Below are 26,078 nucleotides of genomic sequence, written 5' to 3'. Positions count from 1 at the left end.
TATGAATTGTGCCATCATCATCGCAGGCGGTTCTGGTAATCGCATGGGACAGGATATACCTAAGCAGTTTATCAATGTTTATGATAAGCCTGTCCTGATTTATACATTAGAAGGATTCCAACGCCATCCGATGATTGATGCTATCGAGGTGGTATGTATTGAAGGCTGGGAAAGTATTGTACAGGCCTATGCCAATCAGTTTAATATCACTAAACTACGTTGGATAGTCAAAGGTGGAAATTCTGCACAGGAGTCTATCCGAAATGGTGTTTTCAATTTAGAAGGACATTTGTCGCCCGACGATACCGTCATCATTCATGACGGTATTCGTCCGGTGATAGATGATAGTGTATTGACTGATGTCATAGAAGTGGCTCATCAGTATGGCAATGCCGTCACATCGTTACCTTATAATGAACAGATATTTGTGGTCAGTGCCGATGATGCAGAAACTACCACACAGTTTATTCCGCGAGAAACGCTGCGTAGAGTATCTACACCACAAGCCTACACCTTTAGTCTGCTTAACGAGAAATATCATGAAGCATTCGAAAAAGGCATAGGTATCTATGGTTCACATTATGCTAACACCATGATGGTAGAGCTTGGTGTGCGTTTGCATTTTGCCAAAGGTTCTGATAAGAACATCAAACTCACGACAAAGGACGATCTTGAAATATTCAAGGGTTATCTGACCAAGGAAAAAGACAGTTGGTTGAAATGAATGAACAACATCCATTATATCAGGAAGATTTAGCCAGGGTTCTTTCCATAGACGGTATGGAGAGCTTGTCAGGAAAAACCTTTCTCATTACAGGAGCTACTGGTATGGTTGGTACCATGCTGATTGATGTGCTGATGGCTAAGGGCGATGTGAATGTTATTGCTGTGGGCCGTAGTCGTGAGAAAGCTTCTGCAAGACTTGGCATGCATTTCGACAACAAGCACTTCAGTTTCCTTGAACAGGATGTTTGTCAGCCTTTCCCCAATGATATCACACCCGATTATATCATTCCTATGGCCAGCAATACCCATCCGTTGGCTTATTCTCAATATCCTATTGAGACGATGATGATTAATCTTAAGGGTGCCGAGCATGCCTTGAATCTGGCAGAAAAAACAGGTGCAACAGTCATTTATACTTCTACCAACGAAGTCTATGGCAATGCCGTTGATGACCAGTCTTTTGTAGAAGACAGTAATGGTTCTCTGAATCTCAGCAATGCGCGTGCCTGCTATAATGAGTCAAAACGTTCAAGTGAGGCCTTATGTCAGTCGTATGCTGCAGAGAAGGGCGTTAAAGTGAAGATTGCCCGTTTGTGCAGAATCTTTGGTCCGACTATGCTGATGGATGATAGCAAGGCTTCTTCGCAGTTTATCCGCAAGGCTATTGATGGTGAGGATATCGTATTGAAATCAGAAGGAAATCAGTTCTTCTCCTATACTTATGTGGCTGATGCTGTCATGGGATTATTGACAGTCTTACTTAAAGGCGAAAATGCAGTTGCATACAACGTGAGTAGCGAGAAGACCAATATTCGTCTTAAAGACTTTGCGCAGACCTGTGCGGCTTGTTGTGGAAAGAAGGTGGTATTCGATTTGCCTTCAGAGACAGAATCCAGAGGCTATTCTGTAGCAACAAGGTCTATCTTAGCCAATGAGCGCATCAAGGGTATAGGTTTTATGCCCTACTACGACATCCAGGATGCCATCAGTCGTACCATAACGATTCTTAAATCTTAAACGAACGGGTTGTCAACTCGCTTGTTTAGGTTGTAGAAAGCTTTGAGGTGGTGGGCAACACGTTTCTCCTCAGGAGGCATCTGCATATAGTTGCCGTATATGCCTTTTAAATAGTCGTCATACCCAGGCATCAGGTCGATGGTAATACTATCGAACGGCATATTGATGGGTTTTCCCTCTACAATATGACTGCTGAACAGCTCGCGTGTACCATAAGCCCCGCCATAGTTAATGAGATGCTTGGTAGAGCCATATGGATACTTCAGGCATAGAGCCCTCATTTTTCGTAGCAGATAGCGTTTCATCGGCTTGCGAAAGAAATAGCCCAGTGTCTTATTTACAAAGCGTCCCCACTCATGTGGTTGTGTTAATAGCATCAGGTGCTGTGAGAAGGTACTACGAGAACTGATAGCCTCGTAACGGTTCTGTAACTTCTTATAGCGGTGTACAAGCGCTTCTACCTCAGCAGGATCGTCGCTGGTGCTATCAAGAGGAAAGACGTCAATGAACAAACCAATAGCGCAAGGGATATCTGCACGCTCAACGAGGGTTGTGTTGCTGTTGCAGAATTTTGGGAAGGGCAGGTAATAATCAGGATGAGTTTCGTTTGAAACCAGTTCGTAATGGCCCAAGTCAGAAGTGCGACAAATCTCTATGAAACGTTCAAAGTCTGGTCGTGGCATACCTACATCGATATCGTCATCCCAAGGTATGATGCCATGATGACGTACGGCTCCTATGGCAGTTCCACCAATAGCATAATAGGTAAGCTGATGTCGAGCACAGATGTCCTGGAACTCTCTGAGGACATCTGTTATAATGCCTTTCCACGCTGTTAACTCTGCTGCTGATAATTCTTGCATCACTACTATTTTTTGTTCAGTGTGCAAAATTAATTAATTTGTTTGGAACATCAAACAAAAAGTAGTATTTTTGCACGCAGATATGGACAATTTGAAGGAAAAAACAGCCAAGGGACTTTTTTGGGGAATGCTGAACAATGGCACAACCCAGATACTCAATGCGGTCATAGGTATATTCTTAGGTCGTTTGTTGACACCTGCAGAATATGGTATTGTTGGTGTACTGACAATATTCACAGCAGTTGCAGGAGCTATTCAAGCCAGTGGCTTTACTCAGGGACTAATCAATCTGAAAAAGCCTACAGAGAAGGATTATAATGCTGTTTTCTGGTTTAATATCAGTGTCAGTATGGTGCTGTATGCCATTCTTTTTGTCAGCGCTCCTTTAATTGCCTCACATTTTCATCAGCCTTGTCTGGTTGAGGTATCGAGAGTAGTCTTTCTTTGTCTGCCAATCTCAGCTTTAGGCATCACTTCCAATGCATATATGTTGAAGAATATGATGAATCGCGAGTTGGCAATCATCAATTTCATTGCTCTATGTCTCTCTGGATTTACAGGTATTATGCTGGCTTTGCATGGTTTTTCTTATTGGAGCCTTGTGTGCCAGCAACTGCTCTATATCACATTGACCAATATCGGGCGCTATTATTATGTCAGATGGATGCCCTCTCTGAGGGTTGATTTCACCCCTGTAAAGGAGATGTATGGTTTCTGCGTGAAACTGATGATAACGAACATCATCAATACGCTAAATCAGCATTATCTGACTTTTATTTTTGGAGGACTGTTTCCCATCAAGGCTGTAGGTAATTATTCTCAGGCTAATAAGTGGAATACAATGGCAAGTTCAACCATCTCTGGTACGATAGGTCAAGTGGCTCAACCTGTATTGGTATCGATTAATGATGAGCAGGATAGGGAGGTAAGGGTGTTCAGAAAACTGTTACGTTTTACAGCCTTTTTGTCTTTTCCTGCGATGTTTGGTTTGGCATTAGTATCACGTGAGTTTATTCTGCTGACGATTGGTGCACAATGGCTGGATAGTATTCCTATGTTGCAGATTCTTTGTCTGTCAGGCGCTTTCCTGCCTTTCTATAGTTTGTATCAGAACCTGACGATAACTGCTGGTAAATCCAATATCTATATGTGGTGTAACATCTGCCAGATACTGATTCAGCTGGCTATGATTGCTACGCTTTATCAGCAAGGTATCATGGTACTGATTAGTGTCTATTCTGCTTTTACTGTATTGTGGTTATTAGTATGGCAGATGATAGCCCAAAAGCTGATAGGCATCAAGTTTTTCGATGCTTTGAAGGATACAATACCATTTATGGTTATTTCTTTGGCTGTGATGGCGGCTACCTATTATCTGACGTCAAGCATAACCAATCATATCCTACTACTGTTCACAAGGATTCTGTTGGCTGGCTTGCTTTATGTCCTGATTATGCGATTGACTGGGGCCAAAGTGTTCGAGGAGTGTATCAACTTCATCCTCAAGCGTCAGCCTGCAAAATGAAGGTGCTTTTTATAACTCCACTTTATGGTGAGATAGACAAAGCGGAGAAGTTTGATGGTACTTTTGTGAGCCAACAAGAGATGTATCATCTTAAATAGCCCCTGAGGTTTGTAATGACAAGTCTGGAGAATATCCTGGCTACTAAAGCCTGATTTCAATACCAGATAATAGGTTTCCAACATACCTAAGGATAAGGCAAATTGATAATCCTGTTGTACATCGTGTTGTTTCAAGAATGAGAATACTAAGTCGTTGGCCCGTAGAAACGATTCGACATGACGGGGTGAAATCTGATCAGAGAAACTACCAGTGATAAACACCTGATAGTGATAGATGGGGGTGTCGACAAACGCCAACTTCTTGGCGCAGAAGAACAGACGGGGGGTTACTGCATAGTCTTCTGCCTGATTCACACCCTCTTCAGGGCTGATACCATTGTCAGTAAACAAGGTCTTTCTGATCAATCGTCCGCAAAGATTATGAGGTATGGTATTGTGAATCAGGAGGAGTTTGAGGATGACTTTCTTGTCTTCATGAGGAACCTGTAAGGTTTCTGACAGCTTTTCACCTCTATAGATACGGATACAGCCAGTAACAATATCAGCTTCTTGTGAGACTTGTTGTGCCACCAACAGTTCCACAGCATTAATTGACAGGAAGTCATCGCTGTCCACATTCAGTACGAAATCGCCTGTACATGATGCCAAAGCAGTTTTTCTGGCTGCGCCTAAGCCTCGATTATGGTCATGCCTGATGATCTTGACTTGTGGCGCTCTGTTGGGATATCTGTCGAGTACGGATTGCAGTTTCAGTATGCTGTTATCAGGCGTACAATCATCTACGAAGATATACTCGATATCCTCGTAGGTTTGTTCGAAGAGCGATACAGCACACTGTTCGATATACTTCTCAACGCCGTAGACAGGGACTAGTAATGAAACTTTCACGCTGCAAAGATACAAAAATATCTGATGATACTTGGTATTATTGTGGAAATTTGCTACATTTGCACCACTTTTAGCAAGATATGGATATGGATAAAAAGTATTCTTCGAAAACAGATATTGCCGTTTTGTTACTGTTCTTTACACGTAACAATACTTTTCAGAAGGTGTTTGATGAAGTACGTCAGGCACGTCCGTCGAGACTGTTTCTTTTTCAGGACGGCCCTCGTGGCGAAAAAGATATGGCAGGTATTGAGGCTTGTCGAAGAATATGTAGCGATGAGAATATAGACTGGGAGTGTGAGGTACATCGCAATTATCAGACCCAGAATCTGGGTTGTATGGTGGCAGGCTATACGTCTCATAAGTGGGCTTTCTCGTTGGCTGATAAGTGTATGGTGCTCGAGGATGATGTGGTGCCTTCGCGGTCGTTTTTCCCATTCTGTAAGGAGATGCTCGACCGTTATGAGAACGATGAGCGTATTACGATGATTGCAGGATTTAATGTTGATGAAGAAACGCCCAATATGCCTTACGACTATTTCTTCACTTCTGCTTTCAGCATCTGGGGGTGGGCTTCGTGGCGCAGAGTGGTCGATAAGTGGGATAATACTTATTCTTTCCTCGACGATGCGTTCAGCATGCATCAGTTGGATGCTTTGATTCGTCAGCGTGGCTATCGTCAGAGTTTCATCAAGATGTGTCAGGATCATCGCGATAGTGGTTTCCCACAGTTCGAGAGTATATTCTGGTCAACTATGCTGTTTAACTCAGGTTTGGCCATCTTACCTTCTAAAAACATGATTAATAATATTGGTGCTTCTGCTGATTCGGCCCATTATTCTGAGTTCAAGACATTACCTCGACGCTTGAAGCAGCTCTTTACGATGAAGCGCTATGAACTGGCGTTTCCATTGAAACATCCGCGTTATGTTATCGAGGAGGCTGGTTATTGGAAACGTTTCTATAAGGCCAACGGATGGGGATGTCCTTGGGTAAAGATTGGTCGCTCGATGGAAGAACTTGGGCTCAATCTGCGTTATGGCAACTTCAAGTTCATCTTCAAGTCGATAGCTCGTCGTCTACGTATCCTAACTGGTCAGGAGAAGTTCAGCTAACCATCAGAGGATGGCTCTGATGGGCGACAGCAGAAAGTCTGTTAACAAATAGCCATTATATATAAAGAGGTATAGCATCAGTATTGTTACTGCGATGCGGAGCCAGCGTGTTTGCAACTTCCTGAATAGGAAAGCTGTGGCTATGGGTAATACGAACATGTAGTGCGGTGTCATGATAAACACCTCGTTGATACCAAAGCCTAAGATGATATGGATAAACATATCGAAGGCGAAGCACGAGAGACAGAGCCATAGGAAACGACTCTTCCTACCTAACCAAATGCCTACTACGGCTAAAGTGAGTATCAATGCCTCGATAACATAACTGAGCGTCCATCTGTATTGTACAAACACAGGACGATGTACCAGCGTATCTTCCAACAGATAGTCCTGATGAAACTGTAACGACTCGCCAAACAGGTTCTCATAAGTCGATTGCCAACGCGAGGTTGTGATATCTGTCCACTTCAGGAAACCATAGTTCTCCATAGGCTTGCCTGTTTTGGCGGCTTGGTGTTGTAATACCTTTGCGCGACGCGCTTTTCTCACTTCGTATAGCTCTTTCTCCTGGGATGTCATCTGGGCAACACGGGCTTTTTCGGCTTCAGCCTTTTGCAACTTGCGTTCTGCGCGTGCTTTTTCCTTGGGCAGCACATAGGTGTGATACTCCCAATTGGCTGTTCCCCAAAGCAAAGCTGCTGGCAGGATGACTGCTAAAAGCAGGTATTTAGGACGGAAGAATCGTCGCAGATTTACAAAGAAGCCTGATAGGAACACCTTGGCACCATTACTCAGTGTAACACCTGCTGTGATGTAGAACAGTAAGGCTGATTGCCACCACTTGAACTCCCTGCCTTTCTTGATACAGATGCCAGAGATATACAGCGTGATGAGTAGCAAGAACATCGATATCGTGAAGTGATCGGGTACGATGACTGACAGCAGAATATAGGCAAACGAGAAGTGATAGGCTGTCAGCAGGGTAGCGTCTTTTTGACTCAATTCCAGTACTTCGCGATGAATACGATAGAGGAAGATATACGAGTAGTACGAGAAGCATATCAGCAATGCAGCTACCAGATACTGCACGCAGTTCACGCCTAACAACCATGTCAACCCCTCATTGATCAGCCATAAGGGCCAGATCATAAATGAGAGTAAAGGATGTCGAAACACCTGATAGACCACATCCCAATCGGTAATCCCCAGATAGGTGAGTGGATCGTAGCCGGAAAGATGCAACTCGCGTTCGAATACTTTCCAGTATGGGCCAAAGCCAGGTTGCATGAACAGGTCGTGCATACGATAGATAAACAGTGCATTCAGGGCGATAATCACCATGAGTGCGATGGAGGACTGAAAACGTTCTTCAGGTTTAATCTTGAATATCTTGAGTGGTGTCATAATCAACGGAATGGTTTAAAATACGATTCATCCGCAAAATCCAACAGTTCTTTGTCGCCTCGGCTGTCGCCATAGGCTGTGAGGTGGTAATTCTGGCGATTAGGATATAGTGACAGTATGCGGTTTACCTTTTGTTGTCCATAACAGTTCTTGGTCAGGAAACGGCCAGTCAGTTTACCATCCATCACCTCGATTTGCGTGCCCAGTACCTTCACATCAGAAAAGAAAGGCTGCACCCAGTTATCGATTGAAGCGCTTACTATCAGCACCTCCGAGCCTTCGTTTTGGGCTTGTTGTATGGCCTTGATGCCTGCTGGGCGCAATAGATGTTTGGATGAGGCTGAAAAGGCCTGACAGAGGGCGTTAAAATCCTCAAGCTTCATACCCTTAAAGAAGTGAGTAAACACCTTTTGCTTGGCTTTCCAGTTAGGATAGAATCCCAGTTTCATCAGCACCAGCAGATGGGCATATCGTGCAAAACCCCATCCAAAGGCTATTGTGCCCTTGGCAAAACGGATAAACTCTATCAACGTATCCTTGGTTGTCAGCGTTCCGTCGAAATCGAAGGCGTAAATCTTCTTCATACTCTAACAATGAGTTTTAGTATCTTTTGCAGTAACCATGCCAAAGGAATGGTAATTACAATGGTGAGCAAGGCTGTTAGCCAATAGCCCAAGTGATAGGGGATGATATACGCCATCACAAAGTGGTCGTGTATCAGATAGGCCTCCAGACTGAGGGCGCCAAAAAAGGCGCAGAACTTATTGAACCATCGCGGCGTGCGACGGAACACACGGTTCAGCATCATAATCAGCGTGATGGTAAACGGAATGTATATCATGCGCTCTACGAACAAGGGGAATCGTCCGTGTGAAATCTGCTCCAGATACACACACGAACTGAAGGTGGCCAGGAAGATAGTGAGTATCATCCAGATGCCTGTACCATCAATTTTGGTTTGCTGTCGTACCAGTTCGCCGCAGTTGATGCCGATAAAGAAGATGGGCACACGACTCCAGAATATCTCGATATGCCCTACAGCCAGATGCAAAGGCATTATCCATTGTACCCAGATACACCAGAGAATCATGAGCACAGGCATCCATCGGTAAACGGGATGGCGCTGAATCAATCGCATATAGGGTGGTGCCCAGAGATAGAGCATCATAATGGCTGGTATATACCAGAAGGTGAGCTCGTCGTGCAACCAGAAGTCCCAGTTGATGGTGATATCGCCTATCAGGTCGATATAATTGCCGTTTGTCCAGTCGAATCGTGGCAGATAAAAGAGCGATGCCATTACCAGCCAGGCTGGATAAATACGCAGCAATCTACGCTTGTAGAACTGCCAAACAGCAGGATTCTTGACCCACGAGAACCAAAGGCCGATACCACTCAGAAACAGGAACATATCTACTCCCACATTGCCACATCGCCTCAGGCCGAAGAACTCGTTGCTACGAGCCAGCGGCACGTGGAACAGGATGATGAACAGCATAGCTGCGCCCATCAGTTCAGCACGATAACGGCTAATGTTGGCCAGTTCGATATCCTTGATTTTCACAGTTTGGGACTTGGCAGTTGGTCTATTACCTTCTTCATTAACCATGAGAGGAACAGCGTAGCTACTATGTAAAGCAGCAAGCCTGCATACAGATCGTCATAGAGATAGGGACGTACAAATATCTTTCTAACCAGCGGATGGGTCACAAAGATGGCGGCAGAAATACTGCCCAGCCAGACGCTATACTTCAGCATCCATTCTGGCATCAGTTTTACCAGCGCAATAGTTCCAACAACAATCAGCATGGGAACCCACAACCATCCTTGGAAACTGAAACTCAAAACAACGATGAGTACAACAGCGAGTAATAAGGCTAAGAGATATTCCCAGTTAGGGCGCTCGGCTTTGCCGCTTCGCTTGTCGAAGAATGTTTGGTTCCCAACGTGGGCGCTCGGCTTTGCCGCTTCGCTTGTCGAAGAATTTTTTGTTCCCAACGTGGGAATAAATCGTGCCATAAGTATGCCCATTCCGAAAGGCAGCATGCCGCCAATCAGATTATAACGCAATCGCTCCAGCAAAACAGCGTCGTCCTGGCAGGAAAGTTGCCACAGCCAGCACAGGGCAATCATACCTACAACTACCCCCCAATGGCGCCAGCGATAGTATATCAGTCGATAGAAGATATAAAGCTGCAAGGTGATGCTGAAATACCAGTAAGGACCAGGCCAAACTACATGCGAGGGGTCTTCGAGCAGATTGGCAAACATGCCCAACATCGCCACCACCGCAGTCCAAGTATAGCGGTGCATACCAGGGGTGAAGGCATCAAGCATGGTGAAGATGACAAAACCCACGATGAAGATACGGAACAGCTTCAGATAGTTGTAACGCACAAATCGCCATAGTCCCACCTCTGGCAGTTTGCCTTGCTCGTACTTCTTGACCAGTCCAAAACCGCTCAGAAACAGGAAAACGGGTACGCCATAGTGGCCGAAGAACGATACGAGATGCAAGGGTAGTTGCTCGTCAGGATTCAGTATATACTGCCATAGCTGGTCTGCCTTGGATAGTTGCCAGGTATATTCGTTCTCTCTCACAATGCCTCTGAGCCAGTGGCAGTAGTTGTGTAGCATGATAGCCAGAATGGCAATGCCACGCATGGCCGAACACTCGTTTCTTGTTAACAGCTCCTTCATTTCTTCTTCAACTGGTTATAGTCTGTCTCACCTTTCAGGATACGTGGCCGCTTGGTATTGTATTCTGGGCTGACCACATTGTACTCAGGACGATAGAGTGGCGAAGAGATGCCACCAAAGTATAACAGTAGGTGTGATAGCACATCGGTCATCATGGGACGGTTCTTAGCTGCCTGTATTGCTTGCCAACCGTAGGGGTGATTCTCCTGATACTTGGGCGAGCCCCAGATCCAGAACGGAATCTCCATCTCGTTGCGTGCCAGACGGTAGTCGATGGTAGCACCATGCATGCGACCATAGACGTAAGGCTGACCATCGAAGATCTCTTCTGCATGATCAGGCATGAAGATAACGACAGCATCCTTATCCATAAAACGCTGGGTAACGGCCCATACGATGGAGTCATTATAACGTATCGAATTGTCGTAATCGGCCAGAATCATACGCTGTTTCTTGGTCAGTTCTGGACGATCGTACATAGAGTCTTTCAGGAACTTGTGTGTCTTCTGTGGATAGCGTGCCTTGTACATCAGGTGCGATCCCATCAGGTGCAGAATCACCAAGTTGTGCTCCTTATTCTCTTTCTGTAGACGGTCGTATTCCTGCAGTACCCCTTCATCAAAGGGATACAGACGGGTGTTGCGAGTGTCAAACAGCTTGTTGCTGAGTTCGGGATTGTTGAGGAAGAACCCGCCGCTGAAGTCATAGACTGCTTCATCGGCCTTCGACTGGAATTGGTTGGTGATAAACGTCACGTGATAGCCCGCTTGACGGAATACCTCAGGAAAGAGCGGATAGTCGCACCATTCAGCACTATCGCCAACGGCTTGTAGTGAGAGTATATTCTTAAACACGAAACTCGTCAGGTTCCAAGGTGCCACCACATCCGTAAAAGGTACCAGACTGCCTTTTTGGGCCATTGCCACCTGATGGGGCGTAGTAGGCATGTTGTAGCCATATAGCTGTGAATGGTGTTTATTGTAGCTCTCGCCAATCACCAGCACGATGTTGGGTACACGATAGCTACAGCTATCTATCTGTACCTTCTCGCTGGCTGCTTCAAGCTGTACAAGTTGATGATCGGCCAGATGATTGGCATAAATGCTGAATATCAGTCTGTAGACGGGGATATAGAGTTCAGCTCTGTCTTTGCGTGTCAACTCGTGCTCCACCTGTCCTACGGTGTTGTACGAGAAGAGCCGCTTCATCGCTACCTTGTTATCCCAACACTGGTTGTAACAATCGATGAGGAGTCCTGCGGTAAAGCAGCCCAATACAGCTTTGCAAACCATCGGAACCAGGTCGTTGACCTGTGGCAGAATCATTCTGTTGCTCAGCTTGACCAACTGCTTGCGCAGGAAGATCCACACAATATGAACCAGTATCAGCAGCAGAATCCAGCCCACATACGATGTGATGACCTCTCCATTGAGATATGAGGCAAGAAACTCTTCCGACTCCTGTTTGGTGGTTTCGTTAAAGAGCATCAGCATAGTTGGCGTCAAGGTCGATTCGAACTTCACGTAGCAGAACATATCTACCAGCGCGATGCTGTAGAGTGCTACGTAGAGTAGGGCTCTGACCCAATAGCGCACCTTGTGAGGGATGAGTGTCAGAACCACGGAGACAGCGTAGATATCCAGAAACAGTTCTGGTGCCGAGAGCTCATAGGGCTTGGCACCTATCAAGTGTAGGGTTATTTCCAGTTGTGTACAAATCCACCCTAATGCGAACATAAAAACGAAGAATGCGCCATTCTTCTGGATGGGGGCAAACAGATAGCCCAGCCACTCAAGTGGATTTATCTTGAGATGTTTAAACATACAGTCTGTGTTTGGTAATAAAGTCTGCTACAGCCTTTGGCACCAGTGACTCGATGCTTTTTCCGTCTTTGATGCACTGACGGATGTCTGTGCTCGAAATATCGATGAGTTCCAGTCCGTCGATACCGCCTTCGCTACCGCGACGGGGATAGACGATGATCTGAAACTCATTGCGGATATCATCAGCACGATACCATTTATCGAACAGTTGCCAGTTGTCGCCACCAATCATCAGCACAAACTCGCGGTCAGGATAATCCTGCTTCAGGGCTTGTAGCGTGTTCCAGGTGTACGATGGTTTAGGCAGATGCATCTCGTAGTCGCTGGCTACGATGCCTTCTTCGCCAGCAACGGCCAGTTGGGCCATCTTCAGTCTGAGTGCATCGTCTAGCAGATCGGTTGAGGCTTTCAGGGGATTCTGTGGCGAAACCATCAGCCACACTTCGGCGAGCCCGGCTTTCTCACGTAATTGTCGAGCTAACGAAATGTGTCCATTGTGGATGGGATTGAACGATCCGCCAAAGATCCCAGTTCGTATCATTCTATTTCCAGAAAATCTTTGATGACTTTCAAGGCATCAGCTTCAGCATAGTCCAACATATCGTTGATGACAACCTTGTCGAACTTATCAGCAAACGAGAGTTCGAACTCAGCACGGGCAATACGCTGGTCGATGACTTCTGGTGCATCAGTAGCACGCCCCACAAGTCGCTTGCGCAGTTCGCCAATCGATGGGGGCTGGATAAACAGGCTCAGAGCCTTGTCGCCATAGAATTTCTTGATGTTTACACCACCTTTCACGTCAACGTCGAACACCACGTTCTGTCCAGCTTCCAACTGGTTCTCAACCTGCGATTTCAGCGTGCCGTAAAAGCGGTCGGTATATACCTCTTCGTATTCCAGGAACTCGTCGTTTTCAATACGCTGACGGAACTCTTCTGGTGTCAGGAAGAAATAGTCAACGCCATTCTTCTCAGTGCCGCGAGGAGCTCGCGATGTGCATGAGATAGAGTAGGCCAGATTCAGTTCCTTGTGCTCTCTCATCAGCCATGAGATAATCGTACTCTTGCCAGTGCCTGATGGAGCTGATATAATAATTAATTTACCTTTTGCCATCGTTTAAAGTGCGTTAAGAACCTGTTCCTTAATCTGCTCCAGCTCGTCCTTCATCTTAACCACGATGTTCTGCATCTCGGCCTGATTACTCTTCGAACCGGTTGTATTGATTTCGCGACCCATTTCCTGAGCGATAAAGCCCAACTTCTTACCCTGTCCGGCAGGCTCGTTCATCGTATCGCGGAAGTACTTCAGGTGGTTGGACAGTCGCTGCTTCTCCTCGCTGATGTCCAGCTTCTCGATATAGTAAATCAGCTCCTGCTCCAGGCGGTTCTTATCATATTCGGCTGTTGGAATCTGCTGCAAGCCATCTACGATACGTGCTCTGATTTTCTCAACGCGACTCTTCTCGTATGGCTCAATCTCGCCCATCAGCTTGGCAATATTATCAATCTTCTCAGTAAACTTCTTCTGTAAGGCTGCACCTTCCTGGGTACGGAAGTCAACCAGGTTCTTCAGGGCTTCGGCTACGCCACCTTTTACTACAGCCCACTCATCTTCGTCCAGCTCTTCTACGTCAGTCTTAGTCATGACGTCTGGCATGCGGAGCAGGGTAACGAACCAATCCTCAGGAGCAGGGATGCCTGTCTTGTCTGATATGGCCTTAATCTGCTGATAGTAGTTCTCCACCAACTGGGCGTTGATGGGTGTTGGGTCAACAGCCATATCCTTCTCAACCCATACGCTCATATCCACCTTTCCGCGGATCAGAGCTTCGGCCACCATCTGGCGCATTTCCATCTCTTTCTCACGATAGAGTGGCGCAATACGTGTGTTCAAGTCCAACTGCTTAGAGTTCAGCGACTTGATTTCTACGTGAATCTTCTTTTCCTTAAACGCTACGACAGCCTTGCCGTAACCTGTCATCGATTGTATCATGCTATACCTATTTAATAATATTTGGCTGCAAAGGTACGAATAACTACGTGAAAAACCAAATAAAATTGCAATTTTCCAAATAATTGCTTATCTTTGCACGAGATTATCAAATATTGTAAGAAAATGAAACGAAAACTATTAATTCTTGCTATCGGATTTTCGATGGCGGTACAGGCGCAGCAGGCACCTGTTTTTGAGACTTCGGCTAAAGATGAGATTGCTGCCAACCGCTTTCTGGCAGGTAGTAACTATTTGGACTACGATCGTCAGCTTTCAGACAAACCGCTGACTGCCGGTCCAAAGAACTACGAACCATTCTATATGAGCCACTATGGACGTCATGGTTCACGTTGGCTCATCAGCGATGGCAACTATTCTAAGCTCCTTGCAACGCTGAAGGCCGCTAAGGAGCAAGGTAAACTTACATCGCTGGGAGAGAAAACACTTGCAACTATCGAAGCCATCTATGCTACAGCCGACAAACGACTGGGCGACCTGACTACCGTTGGCGAGCGCCAGCATCATGGTATTGGAAAGCGTATGGTGCAGAACTTTCCAGAGATTTTTAAAACAAAAAATCTGAAGATAGATGCCCGTAGCACCGTTGTGAACCGTTGCATTCTCTCAATGATTGCCGAGTGCGAGGAGTTGGCTGCTGCCAATCCCACAGCCCAGATTCATAACGATGTGAGCGAGAGTCTGCAGTATTACCTGAATCAGCCTTGGGACGGCATTGTTAGAGAACAGAGTAAGACGGGCGGCAAAGAGGAGCGCGACTATACGATGAAATATACCCACCCAGAGCGCCTGATGAAACAGCTCTTTAACGATCAGGCTTACGTATATAACAATGTAAGCGCCTCGTCATTGATGCGCCAGCTGTTCCATGTGGCTTGTAACTTCCAGAGCCATGATACTGATCTGGAGCTCTTCTCGCTGTTTACTGACGAAGAGGTGTACGATCTGTGGCGACTCAACAACATCGGTTGGTATCTCGACTATGGCGCATCGCCAGTTTCTGGTGGTGTCATGCCTTTTAGTCAGCTCAATCTGCTGAAGAATATCATTGCTACAGCCGATACTGTTACCCAGACTCAGGCTACCCTACGCTTTGGTCATGAGGTGTGCGTGATGCCTCTTGCCTGTCTGCTGGAACTCGACAATTGTGGTATGGTAATCAACAATCTCGACGAACTCGATAAGTATTGGCGTAACTATCGCATCTTCCCTATGGGTTGCAATATCCAGCTCATCTTCTATCGCCCTAAGAAGGGTAAGACAGGCGATATCTTAGTGAAGGCTCTGTTGAACGAGCGCGAGGCTTATCTGCCTATCGCTACCAACCAGTGGCCTTACTACAGTTGGAAGGACCTGCGCGCCTATTATTTGAAGAAAATAGCCGATTTCGAGACAAAAAACAAGAAATAATCCGTAAAAATCCATATTTATAGGGATTGCACAGTTTTCTGAATAGTCGTACCTTTGCCCCCGCAAATTTGAAGGTATCGAACACAGAAAACGAAAATATATGTATAGCAATCCATTTTTTGCGGTTATCAATCACCAACCAGCCTGTCGCCCTCCTGTATGGATGATGCGACAGGCTGGTCGCGTATTGCCCCGCTATCGCCATCTCACTCAAACGCATCCTTTCCGTTCTATCATGGCCGATGCCAAGTTGGCTGCCGAGGTTACGCTGATGCCAATCGCCGATATGGGTATGGACGCAGCCATCTTGTTCAGCGATATCTTAGTGATTCCTGAAGCTTTAGGTGTCGAGGTGGAATGGACCAGTGAAGGACCTGCTTTCCCTCGTCCACTCATTGGTGTGGAGCATCCTGCAGCAGTGTTGAGTTTTAATGCGTCGCATCTGAATCACGTGGCCGACACGCTTGATGAGATTCGGCGACAGAAGGTTGGCGATACGCCTGTGATAGGTTTCTGTGGTGGGCCACTCACCTGCCTTTGCTATATGTTGGCTGGGCGCGATCGTAGTCTGCAGTTTACAGAGGTGGTGCGCTATCTCTATACGCATCGTGAGGAGTCGCTCCAACTGTTCGAGGCTCTGACCAGCGCCAGCGAGACCTATGTACATTTGCAGGCTCAGCATGGTATCGATGCGTTCCAGATTTTCGAATCGTTTGCGAGTGTCATTCCTGCCGAACTCTATCAGGAAGTGGTTCTGCCGTTTGTACGTCGTATCACAGCGGCAGCCCGTCAGCACGGCTTACCTGTCATCTTCTTCCCTAAGGGCTTTGGGGCTGGGATCCAGATGCTTAGTCTTGAAGATTGCGACTTTGTAAGCATCGACTGGCAGACACCGCTATCTGCAGCTCGCGGTTTGGTAGATGCAAAGTTAGGTCTTCAGGGCAATATGGACCCTCGTGTACTGTTTGCCCCTCAGGCTGTGATTGAAAAGCAGTTGCGTACTTATGCCCAGTTCTTCAGCCAGCATCCTGATTATATCTTCAATCTGGGGCATGGGCTTCACAAAGATACACCACTCGAGAATGTACAGTTCGTGACTGAGTGGTTCAAACATATGTGATTATATTCAATTATTAATATATTAGAATGATGTTTTTAGGATTACTTTTAACAACCATGCTGGTCGTAGAAGGACCAGAGATCAACCCAGCAGACACAACCACAGCCCGCTCTTATGCCTTGGACGAAGTGGTTGTCAGCGCGTTTAAAACAAATAAATACGAGGTAGTGCCCGCATCGCGCTCAGCCTTGTCGGCTCGTCAGATCAGTAATCAGCAGATTACTGGCATCAAGGAGCTGACAGCTGTCATCCCCAATTTCTACATGCCCGACTATGGCTCACGAGCCAGTTGCCCTGTATTCGTGCGTGGCGTGGGTAACAAGTCGGATGGTACAGGTATTGGCTTCTATGTAGATGGTATGCCATACTATGAGCCCCTCTCGTTTGATTGCGATCTGGGCGATATTGCCTCAGTAGAAGTGCTGCGTGGACCACAAGGCACGCTTTATGGACGTAATGCCATTGGTGGTATTGTGAATATCAGCACCCGCAACCCATTGGAGTATCAGAACACCCGTTTGCGCTTGGGCTATGGTCGCTATAACGATCTGCGCACACAAATCTCTAATTATACCAAGGTGTCAGATAAGTTCGGCTTCACCTTTGGTGCCCTCTATCATCACAATGATGGTGCCTTCCGTAACAGCTATCTCAATGAGAAGGTTGACAAGATGAATGAGACCGAGGAGCGTATCGGTCTTTACTATAAGCCTGCCGACAACTGGTTGGTCCGCCTGACCAGCAACTTCGCTTACAGCGATCAGGGTGGCTATCCTTATGCCCCTGTGGATGTGGCAACCAATACATTGCAGGACATCAAGTACAACCGCTATAGCTCATTCCGTCGTCTGGTCAGCACTACTGGTTTGGGTGTCACCTATACAGGTCCTGTAGTCAGCTTCAATAGCCAGACCTCATTCCAGTACATCAACTCAAAGCAGGCTATCGATCAGGACTTTACTATCAACGACAAATCGTTTGTAGAGAATGCCCGCCATCAGAATATGGTGTCGCAGGAGTTCACCCTTAAATCTAATAACGATAGCCGCTACCAGTGGGTGGTTGGTGCCTTTGGTATGATGGAACATGTGGATCGTGCAGTTGATAACTTCTCACCATCAGCAGGCTCGCTCAGTCACACCAACTATTGTGTTCCCACCAGTTCGCTGGCCCTGTATCACCAGAGCACCTATAACATATGGCGAGGCCTCTCGGCTACTGCTGGTATCCGTTTTGATTATGAACATGCTAAGACCAACTATGAAAATCTAAAAGTAAAAGTTTCGCCACTGCCTGATGGCAGTTTTACCTTAGTTGAGCCCAGCCAGGATCCATCAATAGCAGGTGAATCCTTCGAGAGTACCAAGAACTTTACACAGGTAACGCCTAAGTTCACCTTGCAGTACCAGACCACAGAGGATAACCTCTACTATATATCAGTAACACGTGGTTATAAGCCAGGCGGTTTCAACAAATCGTTCTCTACTGCCGATCAGCGTTCATATGAACCAGAGTATAGTTGGAACTACGAGGTGGGTGCCAGCGTTAACTTGCTGAACAATCTGTTCACAGTGAGTGCCGACCTGTTCTATATCGATTGGCGCCACATGCAGATCACCTCTACTATTGCAGGTGTGGGTAATATCACCACCAACGCGGGTCATACTGATAGTAAGGGTGCCGAACTGAACGTTGTGGCACGTCCTGTAAAGGGCTTGCAGCTCACGGCTAACTATGGTTATACCTACGCCCGCTTCCTCTCTTATGTGAAGAGTGCTACTGTAGATTATACCAACAATCGCCTGCCCATGGTTCCTAACCATACGCTGAGCGCCGATGTCAACTACACCATCAACCCCACAGGATGGCTGGATTGTGTGATGTTCAATGTTGGTTTGCGCGGACTGGGTCGTATCTACTGGGCCGAGGATAACCTCGTGAGTCAGGACTTCTATACCACCCTCAATGCCAAGGTGGCCTTCACCAAGGGAATTGTTACCTGGGAGGTGTGGGGCAAGAACCTGACAGACACCAACTATATGGCTTATGGCTTCAAGTCGTCAAGCGGTAACTATGCTCAGGCAGGCAAGCCTCTCATGTTTGGAACTACCATCGAACTTAATTTCTAACCCCCATACTACATGGCAACAACCACTAACGTCGATCAAGTGCGCCGATTGAATCTCGCCACGTTTTTCTGCCTATACATAGCGCAGTTCATACCATCTACGTTTATCACAACAGCCATGCAGGTCAGTATGCGCCAGGCCAATTACGGCCTGGCCACTATTGGCTTGCTGCATTTGGTACATATCCCCTGGCTCGTCAAGTTTCTCTGGGCGCCTATGGTCGATCGTCAGTGTGCCAATCTCTCCAACTACCGTCGTTTCATCCTGCTCATGGAGTCGGTCTATGCGCTGTCTATCATGTATATCGGATTTCTCGATATCTCAGCCGATATTTACTTGATATTCGTGCTGGTGTTTATCTCGATGTTTGCATCTGCTACGCAGGATATCGCCACCGATGGCCTGGCTGTACGTGCTTTCGGCAAGGGCGACCATAGTGCTGTGAACAGTATGCAGTCGATGGGACGCTATGCAGGTGCGTTCCTGGGTAGTGGCATCTTCATTGTGATGCTCGACCATTTTGGCTGGAGCGTGGTGTTCCCGCTTTTGGGATTGGTGGCTTGGTTCATGGTGGTGCCTTTGCAGTTTAACAAGAAGATTCATATCGAGCCCCGTTCGCCCAAGCAGCGTGCCAAACTCATGGACTTCATGTGGTTCTTCTCGCGCAAGGATATCATCCCCCATGTGGTGTTCCTGCTGCTCTACTTTATGGGTATTATTGGTATTATTGCCAATGTACGTCCATACATGGTCGATCTGGGGTATAACATGAAGGAGATTGGCGTGTGGTTTGGTATGGTGGGCACAGCCACCTCGTTTGCGATGGCCTGGGTGGCGCATGTGTTCATCCGTCGTATCGGCATGTATCGTGCCCGCTTGGTGGTGGCTGTCATGATTGTTATGGCGCCGCTCTATTTCCTGTTGCTCACTTTCCTGCCGTCGCCCACGCTGCCCATGCTGGTGGGTGGTTTGTTGCTGGTCAAGACGTGCCATGCCTTTGCTTCAATCGTGGTTTATACCACGGCGATGGATTGTGTGCGCGAGGGGCGTGAGGGAACCGATTTCACCATCCAGGTAGTGGTGGTTCATCTCAGTTCGTCGCTCATTTCGATTATATCGGGAGGCGTTGGCGAGTGGCTCGACTATCGTGGTCTCTATCTCATCGAGCTGGCTATCGCCCTTGTCAGCCTCGTTTATGTGATTCGTGTTTTCAAACCTCATCAGATGTTAGCCCGATGGTAAGACGTGTGCTTTTTTCGGCGCCTGACACCTATCATGCCCGATTACATGAGGCCTTTGCCGAGAGGCCTTCGTGCAGCTTCCGACAGATGCTGATGCCTCTTATCAGTTCGGCTTTATTACCGCCAGAGGGTACCTTCCTGTCGTTTTGCAGTCAGTTGGCTACTTACGATTACGTTATCTGTTCCAGCATCATGGCTGTTCGTGCGCTTGAATCAGCAGGTTTAGACAGATTGCTTTTAGAGGGCAAGGTTGTTGCTATCGGCAACGATCAGCAAGCTGTTCGTCAGCTTTTGGGTGTTTCTACGGCTCTGTCTGATGCCAAGCCCAGCATGATGGGGATTGTGGAGGCGCTTCAGAGCCAGTCGTCACTGGCTTCAAAGCGTATTGCTGTGCTGTTGCCCAAGTTCTGTGGCATGCCTGTTCCCCCAACCATCACCAATTTCCAGCGTGCGCTTAACCAAACAGGCGCTGCCATGACCTATATCTATTGCTATCGTACCACAGCCTTGAGCGAGGAGTATTATGCCGAAATGGTCGATACTCTGCGTAGTGGTACCATCAGTGCGATAGCTATTACCAGTGGTGGCGAGGCTTATGTGTTGTCTAAGATTCTGGCTTATGCAGCTGCGCAAGGTGAGCCTATCCGTGTGCCCATCTACTCGTTTGGTCCTTACACCACCCATTGTGCCCAGCAGCTCTCCCTGCCCATCGCTGGCACTTCCCCAAAGCACCAGCGATTTACCGACTTTATCGATTATCTCGACAGGCTATTGTAATTACCATCCTCATTGTTCATAAATATGGAATAGACTCAACATGAATAATAGTCCGCCTCCAAGAGCACAGCAAACGGAATTGCTACTATGTAGTCGAAATAGTTCCTAATAAACAGATAAGTAGGAATTGATGCTATTAAAGCACCAATTCCAAGTTCGAAACCAGCAATGATTTCTATAATCATGCCCCAAGAGAAATCACTTTTGCTTTTGGTCAGCCTTACTTCATTCTCAATTTTTGAATGGGCATAATATATTTTGTTAAAGAAATGTTTTATCATACCCTTTATATTACAGGGCCGGAGATCTCCGGCCCTGTTTATTATTGCTGTGATAATTTACAAACCAAACTTGTAACCAATCGTCAACTGGAAGACGCTGTTCTTAACACCATCTCCTGATGGGACTGACAAAACCTTCGTTAAACCAGCATAATAACGAAGCTCCAACTGAACGTTGTTCAAATCATACGAGATTCCAACGGGAATCGAGAAATCGAACTTGTGAAGTGTTACATCCATTCCTGCGTTTTTGTACGACTCCTCCAGTCCTACCTCTGCAGAAACACCATTGTTACTGATCTTAACCTTGTCGTTGATCAGGAATCCAGGCTGTAAGCCAACCTTTACCGACAGGTTATCAGTAACACGAGCGGCAGCAATGACAGGCACGTTGATGTAGTCCATCTTGATGGTGCCATCTACACCTTGGACATTGGTTTTGCATCCCTGCTGAGAATACATGGCGCCAAACGACAGCGCTACCTTGGGTGCAGCCTCGTAGCTAAACTCTCCACCAAGGGTAAATGCCGGACGGGTTTTTGCATCGGCATCATTCGTCATTGTAGCAAGGTTAAGACCAACTTTTGGCATGAAGCTCCAGCTACCTACACCATTCTGTGCAAAAGAACACAACGAGGTTGACATCAAGACAACCATCGACAAAATTTGTTTTTTCATAATCATTTTTAGTTTTGTTAAAGTAATATATTATATGCGATTTGCTTATAGCATGTTAATTAAGTTTCGAGGTCATGGGGCTGCGTACGCCTTTGTAGTTCTTCAGATAGGCCTTGGCGCTACCGAAGGAGAGGAACATGTCGAGGCGCACAGGGATGTGGTTCTGGTCGTCGGTGATATAGAAACGGACGAGCTCGTGGCTCTTGCCGTCTTCGCGCTCATAGAACGACATGACCAAGCAGCGGAATTTCTCCTTGGTGCCATTCATCTTGAAGTTCTCTCGCCCACGAAACTCCAGCCATGAGTTGCTCAGGTTGTGTGCATCGCTGATAGGCATGGGGATGACCTGTCCCTTCTTGAATTTCGAAGCATCGAAATTGCGGGCACGCAGGAAGATAGACATCATATCGTAGATACAGTTGCGATAGGTGCTGGTGGTCCACAGGTGATCGCCGTGCGATGTGATGCGGTGCTTTTTCAGCTGGCAGTTGCCACCTGGATAGCTGTACCATATCTCATCTACATAGTAGCTCTTGCCCTCTCTGGCGCCCTTACGGAAGTACAGGGGTGAGAGGTTGGGATTGCAGTACGACAGCAGGGTGTCGCGCATGGTGAAATACTTGTCGAGTTTGGAGTTACCGCGTGTGATGAGGTATGACTTCCAGGCTTCCTTGCCCTCAAACTTGGTGGTCTTGGTGTCCATCTGTGCTGTTCCGACCTTCACCCAGATGAACTGCCAGTTGAAGTAGAGGTCGTACTCCAGACTCTCACCGCTCTTGAAGGCGGTATTGTTGATGCCGCATTGGGCATGGGCTGAAAGTGCCATGCCAAATGCCATACAAAGCGAAAAGATTATCTTTTTCATTTCTTATTATCTAAGTTTATGCCCTTATCCTTCAGGTATTCGATACCTAACTTGCGGGCTCGTTCCACATTACGGTTCTTAAGTTTCTTGGCTGCATCGGGTTTCTGCTTGGTGATCTTGGCAGGCTTTTGCTTGTAGATAGGCGTGCCAGTAACATTCCAGCTCTGCGATACATCCCACTTGGCCTTGCATTCTATCTCGCGAGGATAGTAATAGACGGCTTCGGCCTGGCGACCTTCGGCATAGTTGCCCGTATCCCAGATGCCATTGCCATTCTCGTCGATAAAGGCGCTGACGTAGTACTTATCGGGTTTGAGATAGTAGAACTCTGCCACGTGATTCTTTACACGGGTCTGTTTCACAATCTTGTCAGAGCCGTTGAGTAGCTGAACCACCATCGCCGAATCCTCTACGCCTGTGATATTAAGCTTCAGCGTGCCGTATTCGTCTTCGCTCTTGACCTTGATGCCCAGCTTGTAGGCGTTCGACACCTTGCCATAGATATCCTCGAAGGCGGCAGAGTCGACCTCAAGGCTGTACTCGATACCTGGGCGCCAGTCGGCCAGAATCTCGTAACGACGAATCTGGTTGGGTATAGGAACCATCTTGCATTCCGACTCGTACCATACCGAGTCGATCATTGAATAGAGATGAACAGCGGCTGTATCGCAGCGTTGCAGAGGTGTGGGCATCTCTACCCTTACTATCTTGTCGGGATCCATCGATGGCGAGGCATCGTATTTGGGTTCCAATGGCTTCTCGTGCCAGATGGAGTCGTACTCCATGCCGCGTTTCTTCTTCTTGTCCTGCTCCTTCTGCCATTGCTCTATCTCCTTGGCTTGGGCTTTCAGACGTTTCTCGTAGGGCGTCTTGGCCAGCGCCTCGATGGTATCCGTCTGGTTGACGAGCAGTCCTGTAGAGTCGGAAATCTGATAGCTGATTTCCATGCTGAGGGTATCCTGATTGATCAGCGTGGTATCGCGCAACCAGTAGTGGATAGTGTCCTGCTTCTCGTTGGTCTCGATAACAAAGGCATCGTTGCTGTCGAAGTTCAAGCCCTTGATGACAGGCAGGTCGGGATGACCATAGCTGAAGTACATCGAGAATTTATTGGCCTCTACACGTTCAGTCTTGATAAGGAACCTGTCAGTCTGCACATGGGTGAAAGCCAGCAGCGTGATGTCGTCGGGCAGGAAGTGGGTGTAGGGCACTTGGATGAGCGCGTCGATATGCAACGAGTCGCGCCAAACTGTATCAGTACGTACATCGGGCTTCGAGCTTGGTTCGAATGTCTGCTTGTTGAAGGCTATCATCTCGCTCTTCTGGGTGAAGCGGAAGTCGCCGTCCATATCCTGTAGGGCATAGGCGCGATAGGTGCCTGGTGCCACACCTTTCACCACAAAGTGGCCGCTACCATCAGTACGCGACACGCGGAGCATAGGCTTGGTCTGGAAGGCAGAATCAGTCAGGTCGGCATAGAGCCCGACCATGATGCCTTTGATAGGTTCGAGATTGCTGGCATCGAGCACGTAGCCCGATACCTCGAAGGTATCGATACGCTCGCCTGTAGAGAAGCTATAGGTATAGCTGCCCATGGGGTTGCCTTCGTTGTTATCACTGATAGCATCGCTGAAGTCGATGGTATAGGTGGTGTTCGCCATGAGCGAATCCTGCAGTTCTACCACAATCTTCTTGCCCGCGGCCTTGATATCAGGCACTTCGAGCTGTGGAGGCGACACGATGACCTTGTTGTTGGCATCGGTCAGCTTGATATACTCATCGAAAAGGATGGTAATCTTCTTGGCTGTGACGTTGGTGGCCTGGTCGGTTGGGGTGCAACCTATCACCTTAGGTGGGTCGTCGTCGTACCATCCGCCATCGGGTTGTCCCATACGGGCACAACCTATCATAGCTAACGCTACAGTGCAGATATAGAGGAGTTTCTTCATGCGTTCAACTTCAATAATTGTTCAATATGTTCGCGCGAGTTACTGAGACGAGGCACCTTGTGCTGTCCGCCCAGCTTGCCTTTCAGCTTGAGCCAGTCGTTGAAGAGATTCTCACGTGCCTCAACAATCTCGAGGTGCTGCAGGGTGATGTCCTTGTAGCGCTTGGCCTCGTAGTCGCTGTTGATTTCCTGCAGATGCTTGTCGAGCAAATCACTGAACAGCTGCAGGTCGGCAGGACGCTTCTTAAACTCGATGAGCCACTGATGGCGGCACTTGGCGTTCTGGTCCATAAACACAGGAGCTGCTGTGTATTCTGATACCTCAGCGCCAGTCTGTTCGCAAGCGTAAGCCAGTCCCTTCTCTGCATTATCTACAATCAGCTCCTCGCCGAAGGCGTTGATGAAATGCTTGGTGCGACCGGAGATGATGAACTTATAAGGATTGGTAGAGGTGAACTGGATGGTGTCGCCAATCTCGTAGCGCCACAAGCCGCAGGCATTCGAGATGACCATCGCGTAGTTCTTACCCGTCTCTACGCCCCAAAGGGGTACTGGGTCGCCGCCATCCATGGGGATGAACTCATAGAATACATCGTAGTCGAGCATCAGTAGCATCGACTTATCCGTTGGGTCGTTCTGCAGTCCGAAGAAGCCTTCGCTGGCATTATAGGTCTCCATATAGTGCATGTTGGGCGAGGTGATGAGCTGCTCGTACTGTTTGCGATATGGCGTAAAGGCCACACCACCGTGGAAGAATACTTCGATATTAGGCCAGACCTCTTCAAGATGCGTTTTGCCTGTAATCTCCATCATGCGGGTGAGCACAGAGAGCATCCACGAAGGCACGCCAGAAAGATTGGTCACATTCTTGTTCATGGCCTCACGGGCTATGCGATCGCGTTTGATCTCGAAATCAGACAGCAGCGCCGTTTGTTTCTTAGGTACACGAACCAGATTGACCAGTGGGTTGATATTCTCGATGAGGATGGCGCTCAGGTCGCCAACCAGCGAATCTTTCAGATTATAGTTGGGTGCATGACTACCACCCAGAATCAGGCCCTTTCCATCAAACATTCTCGACTTGGGATTGTTCTGCAGATACATGGCTACCGCATCGAATCCGCCACGATAGTGCATACGCTTCAGTCCCTCTTGACTGACGGGGATGAACTTCGACTTGTCGTTGGTGGTTCCTGATGATTTGGCATACCATTTTACACGTCCTGGCCACAGCACATCAGTCTCGCCGTGTCGCATACGGTCAATGGCACCTTTCAGTTCTTCGTAGGTATTAACAGGGTTATTCTTCACGAAGTCGTCGTAGCCTCTTACAGATGCAAAAGCATGCTGGCGGCCGTATTCTGTATCCTTGGCCTCTGCCATCAGTCGGCGCAGCACAGCCTCCTGCAAGGCCTGACCTCCGTTGAAATGTTGTTCAAGTTCCCGCTGTCTGGGCTCGAACACTTTTCTTACTATCTTAGTGATACTCATTTCTC

24 protein-coding genes are annotated in these 26,078 nt (G+C 47.5%); 9 read left to right on the top strand and 15 right to left on the bottom strand.

Annotated elements, in window-relative coordinates:
• Window position 1 precedes the first annotated feature (1 nt).
• Both T491_RS0103550 and T491_RS0103545 read left to right on the top strand, forming a co-directional pair.
• Window positions 2–724 (top strand): 2-C-methyl-D-erythritol 4-phosphate cytidylyltransferase, encoded by a 723-nt coding sequence (locus tag T491_RS0103550; protein ID WP_028902660.1) that lies wholly within the window; start codon window positions 2–4, stop codon window positions 722–724.
• A complete protein-coding gene (locus T491_RS0103545) occupies window positions 721–1,743 on the top strand; it encodes an NAD-dependent epimerase/dehydratase family protein (RefSeq protein ID WP_036915228.1) in 1,023 nt (340 codons plus the stop codon). Before T491_RS0103550 ends, T491_RS0103545 begins: the two co-directional genes overlap by 4 nt.
• Here the strand turns inward: T491_RS0103545 and T491_RS0103540 are convergent.
• On the bottom strand, window positions 1,740–2,606 hold the full coding sequence (locus T491_RS0103540) for a phosphorylcholine transferase LicD (protein WP_028902658.1): 867 nt from the start codon (window positions 2,604–2,606) through the stop codon (window positions 1,740–1,742). The two genes, T491_RS0103545 and T491_RS0103540, sit on opposite strands and share 4 nt — an antisense overlap.
• Before the next feature lie 82 nt (window positions 2,607–2,688).
• Between T491_RS0103540 and T491_RS0103535 the strand changes: the two genes are divergently transcribed.
• Window positions 2,689–4,131 carry a lipopolysaccharide biosynthesis protein gene (locus tag T491_RS0103535; protein WP_028902657.1) on the top strand — a complete coding sequence of 481 codons (1,443 nt, stop codon included), beginning with the start codon at window positions 2,689–2,691 and terminating at the stop codon, window positions 4,129–4,131.
• Here T491_RS0103535 and T491_RS15580 read toward each other — a convergent pair.
• Window positions 4,116–5,078, bottom strand: a complete 963-nt coding sequence (locus T491_RS15580; protein ID WP_036915226.1) for a glycosyltransferase family 2 protein — start codon at window positions 5,076–5,078, stop codon at window positions 4,116–4,118. The genes T491_RS0103535 and T491_RS15580 overlap by 16 nt on opposite strands.
• Before the next feature lie 86 nt (window positions 5,079–5,164).
• Between T491_RS15580 and T491_RS0103525 the strand changes: the two genes are divergently transcribed.
• Window positions 5,165–6,193 (top strand): hemolysin activation protein, encoded by a 1,029-nt coding sequence (locus T491_RS0103525; RefSeq protein ID WP_081773236.1) that lies wholly within the window; start codon window positions 5,165–5,167, stop codon window positions 6,191–6,193.
• 3 nt (window positions 6,194–6,196) lie between these two features.
• Here T491_RS0103525 and T491_RS0103520 read toward each other — a convergent pair whose 3' ends face one another.
• Genes T491_RS0103520 through T491_RS0103485 form a run of 8 tightly spaced genes read right to left on the bottom strand, consistent with a single transcriptional unit; the run spans window position 6,197 to window position 14,115 of the window.
• A complete protein-coding gene (locus T491_RS0103520) occupies window positions 6,197–7,597 on the bottom strand; it encodes a DUF6080 domain-containing protein (RefSeq protein WP_028902655.1) in 1,401 nt (466 codons plus the stop codon).
• 2 nt (window positions 7,598–7,599) lie between these two features.
• Entirely contained in the window at window positions 7,600–8,181 is a 582-nt protein-coding gene (locus T491_RS0103515; protein ID WP_028902654.1) for an HAD-IB family hydrolase, read from the bottom strand.
• Window positions 8,178–9,161 carry an acyltransferase gene (locus T491_RS0103510; RefSeq protein ID WP_028902653.1) on the bottom strand — a complete coding sequence of 328 codons (984 nt, stop codon included), beginning with the start codon at window positions 9,159–9,161 and terminating at the stop codon, window positions 8,178–8,180. Before T491_RS0103510 ends, T491_RS0103515 begins: the two co-directional genes overlap by 4 nt.
• Window positions 9,158–10,297, bottom strand: coding sequence for an acyltransferase (locus T491_RS0103505; RefSeq protein ID WP_028902652.1), 1,140 nt, complete (start codon window positions 10,295–10,297; stop codon window positions 9,158–9,160). The genes T491_RS0103510 and T491_RS0103505 overlap by 4 nt, the downstream gene beginning before the upstream one ends.
• Window positions 10,294–12,120, bottom strand: coding sequence for a phosphoethanolamine transferase (locus T491_RS0103500; RefSeq protein WP_036915224.1), 1,827 nt, complete (start codon window positions 12,118–12,120; stop codon window positions 10,294–10,296). Before T491_RS0103500 ends, T491_RS0103505 begins: the two co-directional genes overlap by 4 nt.
• Window positions 12,113–12,661 carry a nicotinate (nicotinamide) nucleotide adenylyltransferase gene (nadD, locus tag T491_RS0103495; protein ID WP_028902650.1) on the bottom strand — a complete coding sequence of 183 codons (549 nt, stop codon included), beginning with the start codon at window positions 12,659–12,661 and terminating at the stop codon, window positions 12,113–12,115. Before nadD ends, T491_RS0103500 begins: the two co-directional genes overlap by 8 nt.
• Window positions 12,658–13,236, bottom strand: coding sequence for a guanylate kinase (gene gmk / locus T491_RS0103490; RefSeq protein ID WP_028902649.1), 579 nt, complete (start codon window positions 13,234–13,236; stop codon window positions 12,658–12,660). Before gmk ends, nadD begins: the two co-directional genes overlap by 4 nt.
• Before the next feature lie 3 nt (window positions 13,237–13,239).
• Window positions 13,240–14,115, bottom strand: a complete 876-nt coding sequence (locus T491_RS0103485) for a YicC/YloC family endoribonuclease (protein ID WP_028902648.1) — start codon at window positions 14,113–14,115, stop codon at window positions 13,240–13,242.
• 123 nt (window positions 14,116–14,238) lie between these two features.
• Here T491_RS0103485 and T491_RS0103480 point away from each other — a divergent pair, with 123 nt between their 5' ends.
• The 5 genes from T491_RS0103480 to T491_RS0103460 all read left to right on the top strand — a co-directional run bounded on the left by T491_RS0103480 (window position 14,239) and on the right by T491_RS0103460 (window position 20,810).
• Window positions 14,239–15,543: a histidine-type phosphatase gene (locus T491_RS0103480; protein ID WP_028902647.1), complete on the top strand. Its 1,305-nt coding sequence runs from the start codon at window positions 14,239–14,241 to the stop codon at window positions 15,541–15,543.
• 100 nt (window positions 15,544–15,643) lie between these two features.
• Window positions 15,644–16,663, top strand: coding sequence for a uroporphyrinogen decarboxylase (hemE, locus tag T491_RS0103475; protein ID WP_028902646.1), 1,020 nt, complete (start codon window positions 15,644–15,646; stop codon window positions 16,661–16,663).
• A 29-nt stretch (window positions 16,664–16,692) separates the two neighbouring features.
• Entirely contained in the window at window positions 16,693–18,792 is a 2,100-nt protein-coding gene (locus T491_RS0103470; protein ID WP_028902645.1) for a TonB-dependent receptor, read from the top strand.
• Window positions 18,793–18,804: 12 nt separating this feature from the next.
• The gene (locus tag T491_RS0103465; protein ID WP_036915223.1) at window positions 18,805–20,034 is read left to right on the top strand and encodes an MFS transporter; all 1,230 of its coding nucleotides are present in this window, start codon (window positions 18,805–18,807) and stop codon (window positions 20,032–20,034) included.
• Window positions 20,028–20,810: a uroporphyrinogen-III synthase gene (locus T491_RS0103460; RefSeq protein ID WP_081773223.1), complete on the top strand. Its 783-nt coding sequence runs from the start codon at window positions 20,028–20,030 to the stop codon at window positions 20,808–20,810. Before T491_RS0103465 ends, T491_RS0103460 begins: the two co-directional genes overlap by 7 nt.
• Window positions 20,811–20,845: 35 nt before the next feature.
• Here the strand turns inward: T491_RS0103460 and T491_RS17590 are convergent, their stop codons facing one another.
• From T491_RS17590 to T491_RS0103440, 5 genes are read right to left on the bottom strand one after another with little or no spacing between them, the layout of a single operon-like run.
• A complete protein-coding gene (locus T491_RS17590; protein ID WP_155950010.1) occupies window positions 20,846–21,091 on the bottom strand; it encodes a hypothetical protein in 246 nt (81 codons plus the stop codon).
• A 57-nt stretch (window positions 21,092–21,148) separates the two neighbouring features.
• Window positions 21,149–21,769 carry a porin family protein gene (locus tag T491_RS0103455; RefSeq protein WP_028902642.1) on the bottom strand — a complete coding sequence of 207 codons (621 nt, stop codon included), beginning with the start codon at window positions 21,767–21,769 and terminating at the stop codon, window positions 21,149–21,151.
• A 55-nt stretch (window positions 21,770–21,824) separates the two neighbouring features.
• Entirely contained in the window at window positions 21,825–22,634 is an 810-nt protein-coding gene (locus tag T491_RS0103450) for a DUF3108 domain-containing protein (protein WP_028902641.1), read from the bottom strand.
• Window positions 22,631–24,583, bottom strand: coding sequence for an Ig-like domain-containing protein (locus T491_RS15575; protein ID WP_036915222.1), 1,953 nt, complete (start codon window positions 24,581–24,583; stop codon window positions 22,631–22,633). The genes T491_RS0103450 and T491_RS15575 overlap by 4 nt, the downstream gene beginning before the upstream one ends.
• Entirely contained in the window at window positions 24,580–26,073 is a 1,494-nt protein-coding gene (locus tag T491_RS0103440) for a GH3 auxin-responsive promoter family protein (RefSeq protein ID WP_028902640.1), read from the bottom strand. Before T491_RS0103440 ends, T491_RS15575 begins: the two co-directional genes overlap by 4 nt.
• Between the last annotated feature and the right edge of the window lie 5 nt (window positions 26,074–26,078).

This window comes from Prevotella sp. P6B4, assembly GCF_000619985.1.
In the GTDB taxonomy this organism is placed as follows: domain Bacteria; phylum Bacteroidota; class Bacteroidia; order Bacteroidales; family Bacteroidaceae; genus Prevotella.
Note: the sequence above shows the minus strand (reverse complement) of the source record. Positions and strands in the feature narration are given on the sequence as shown.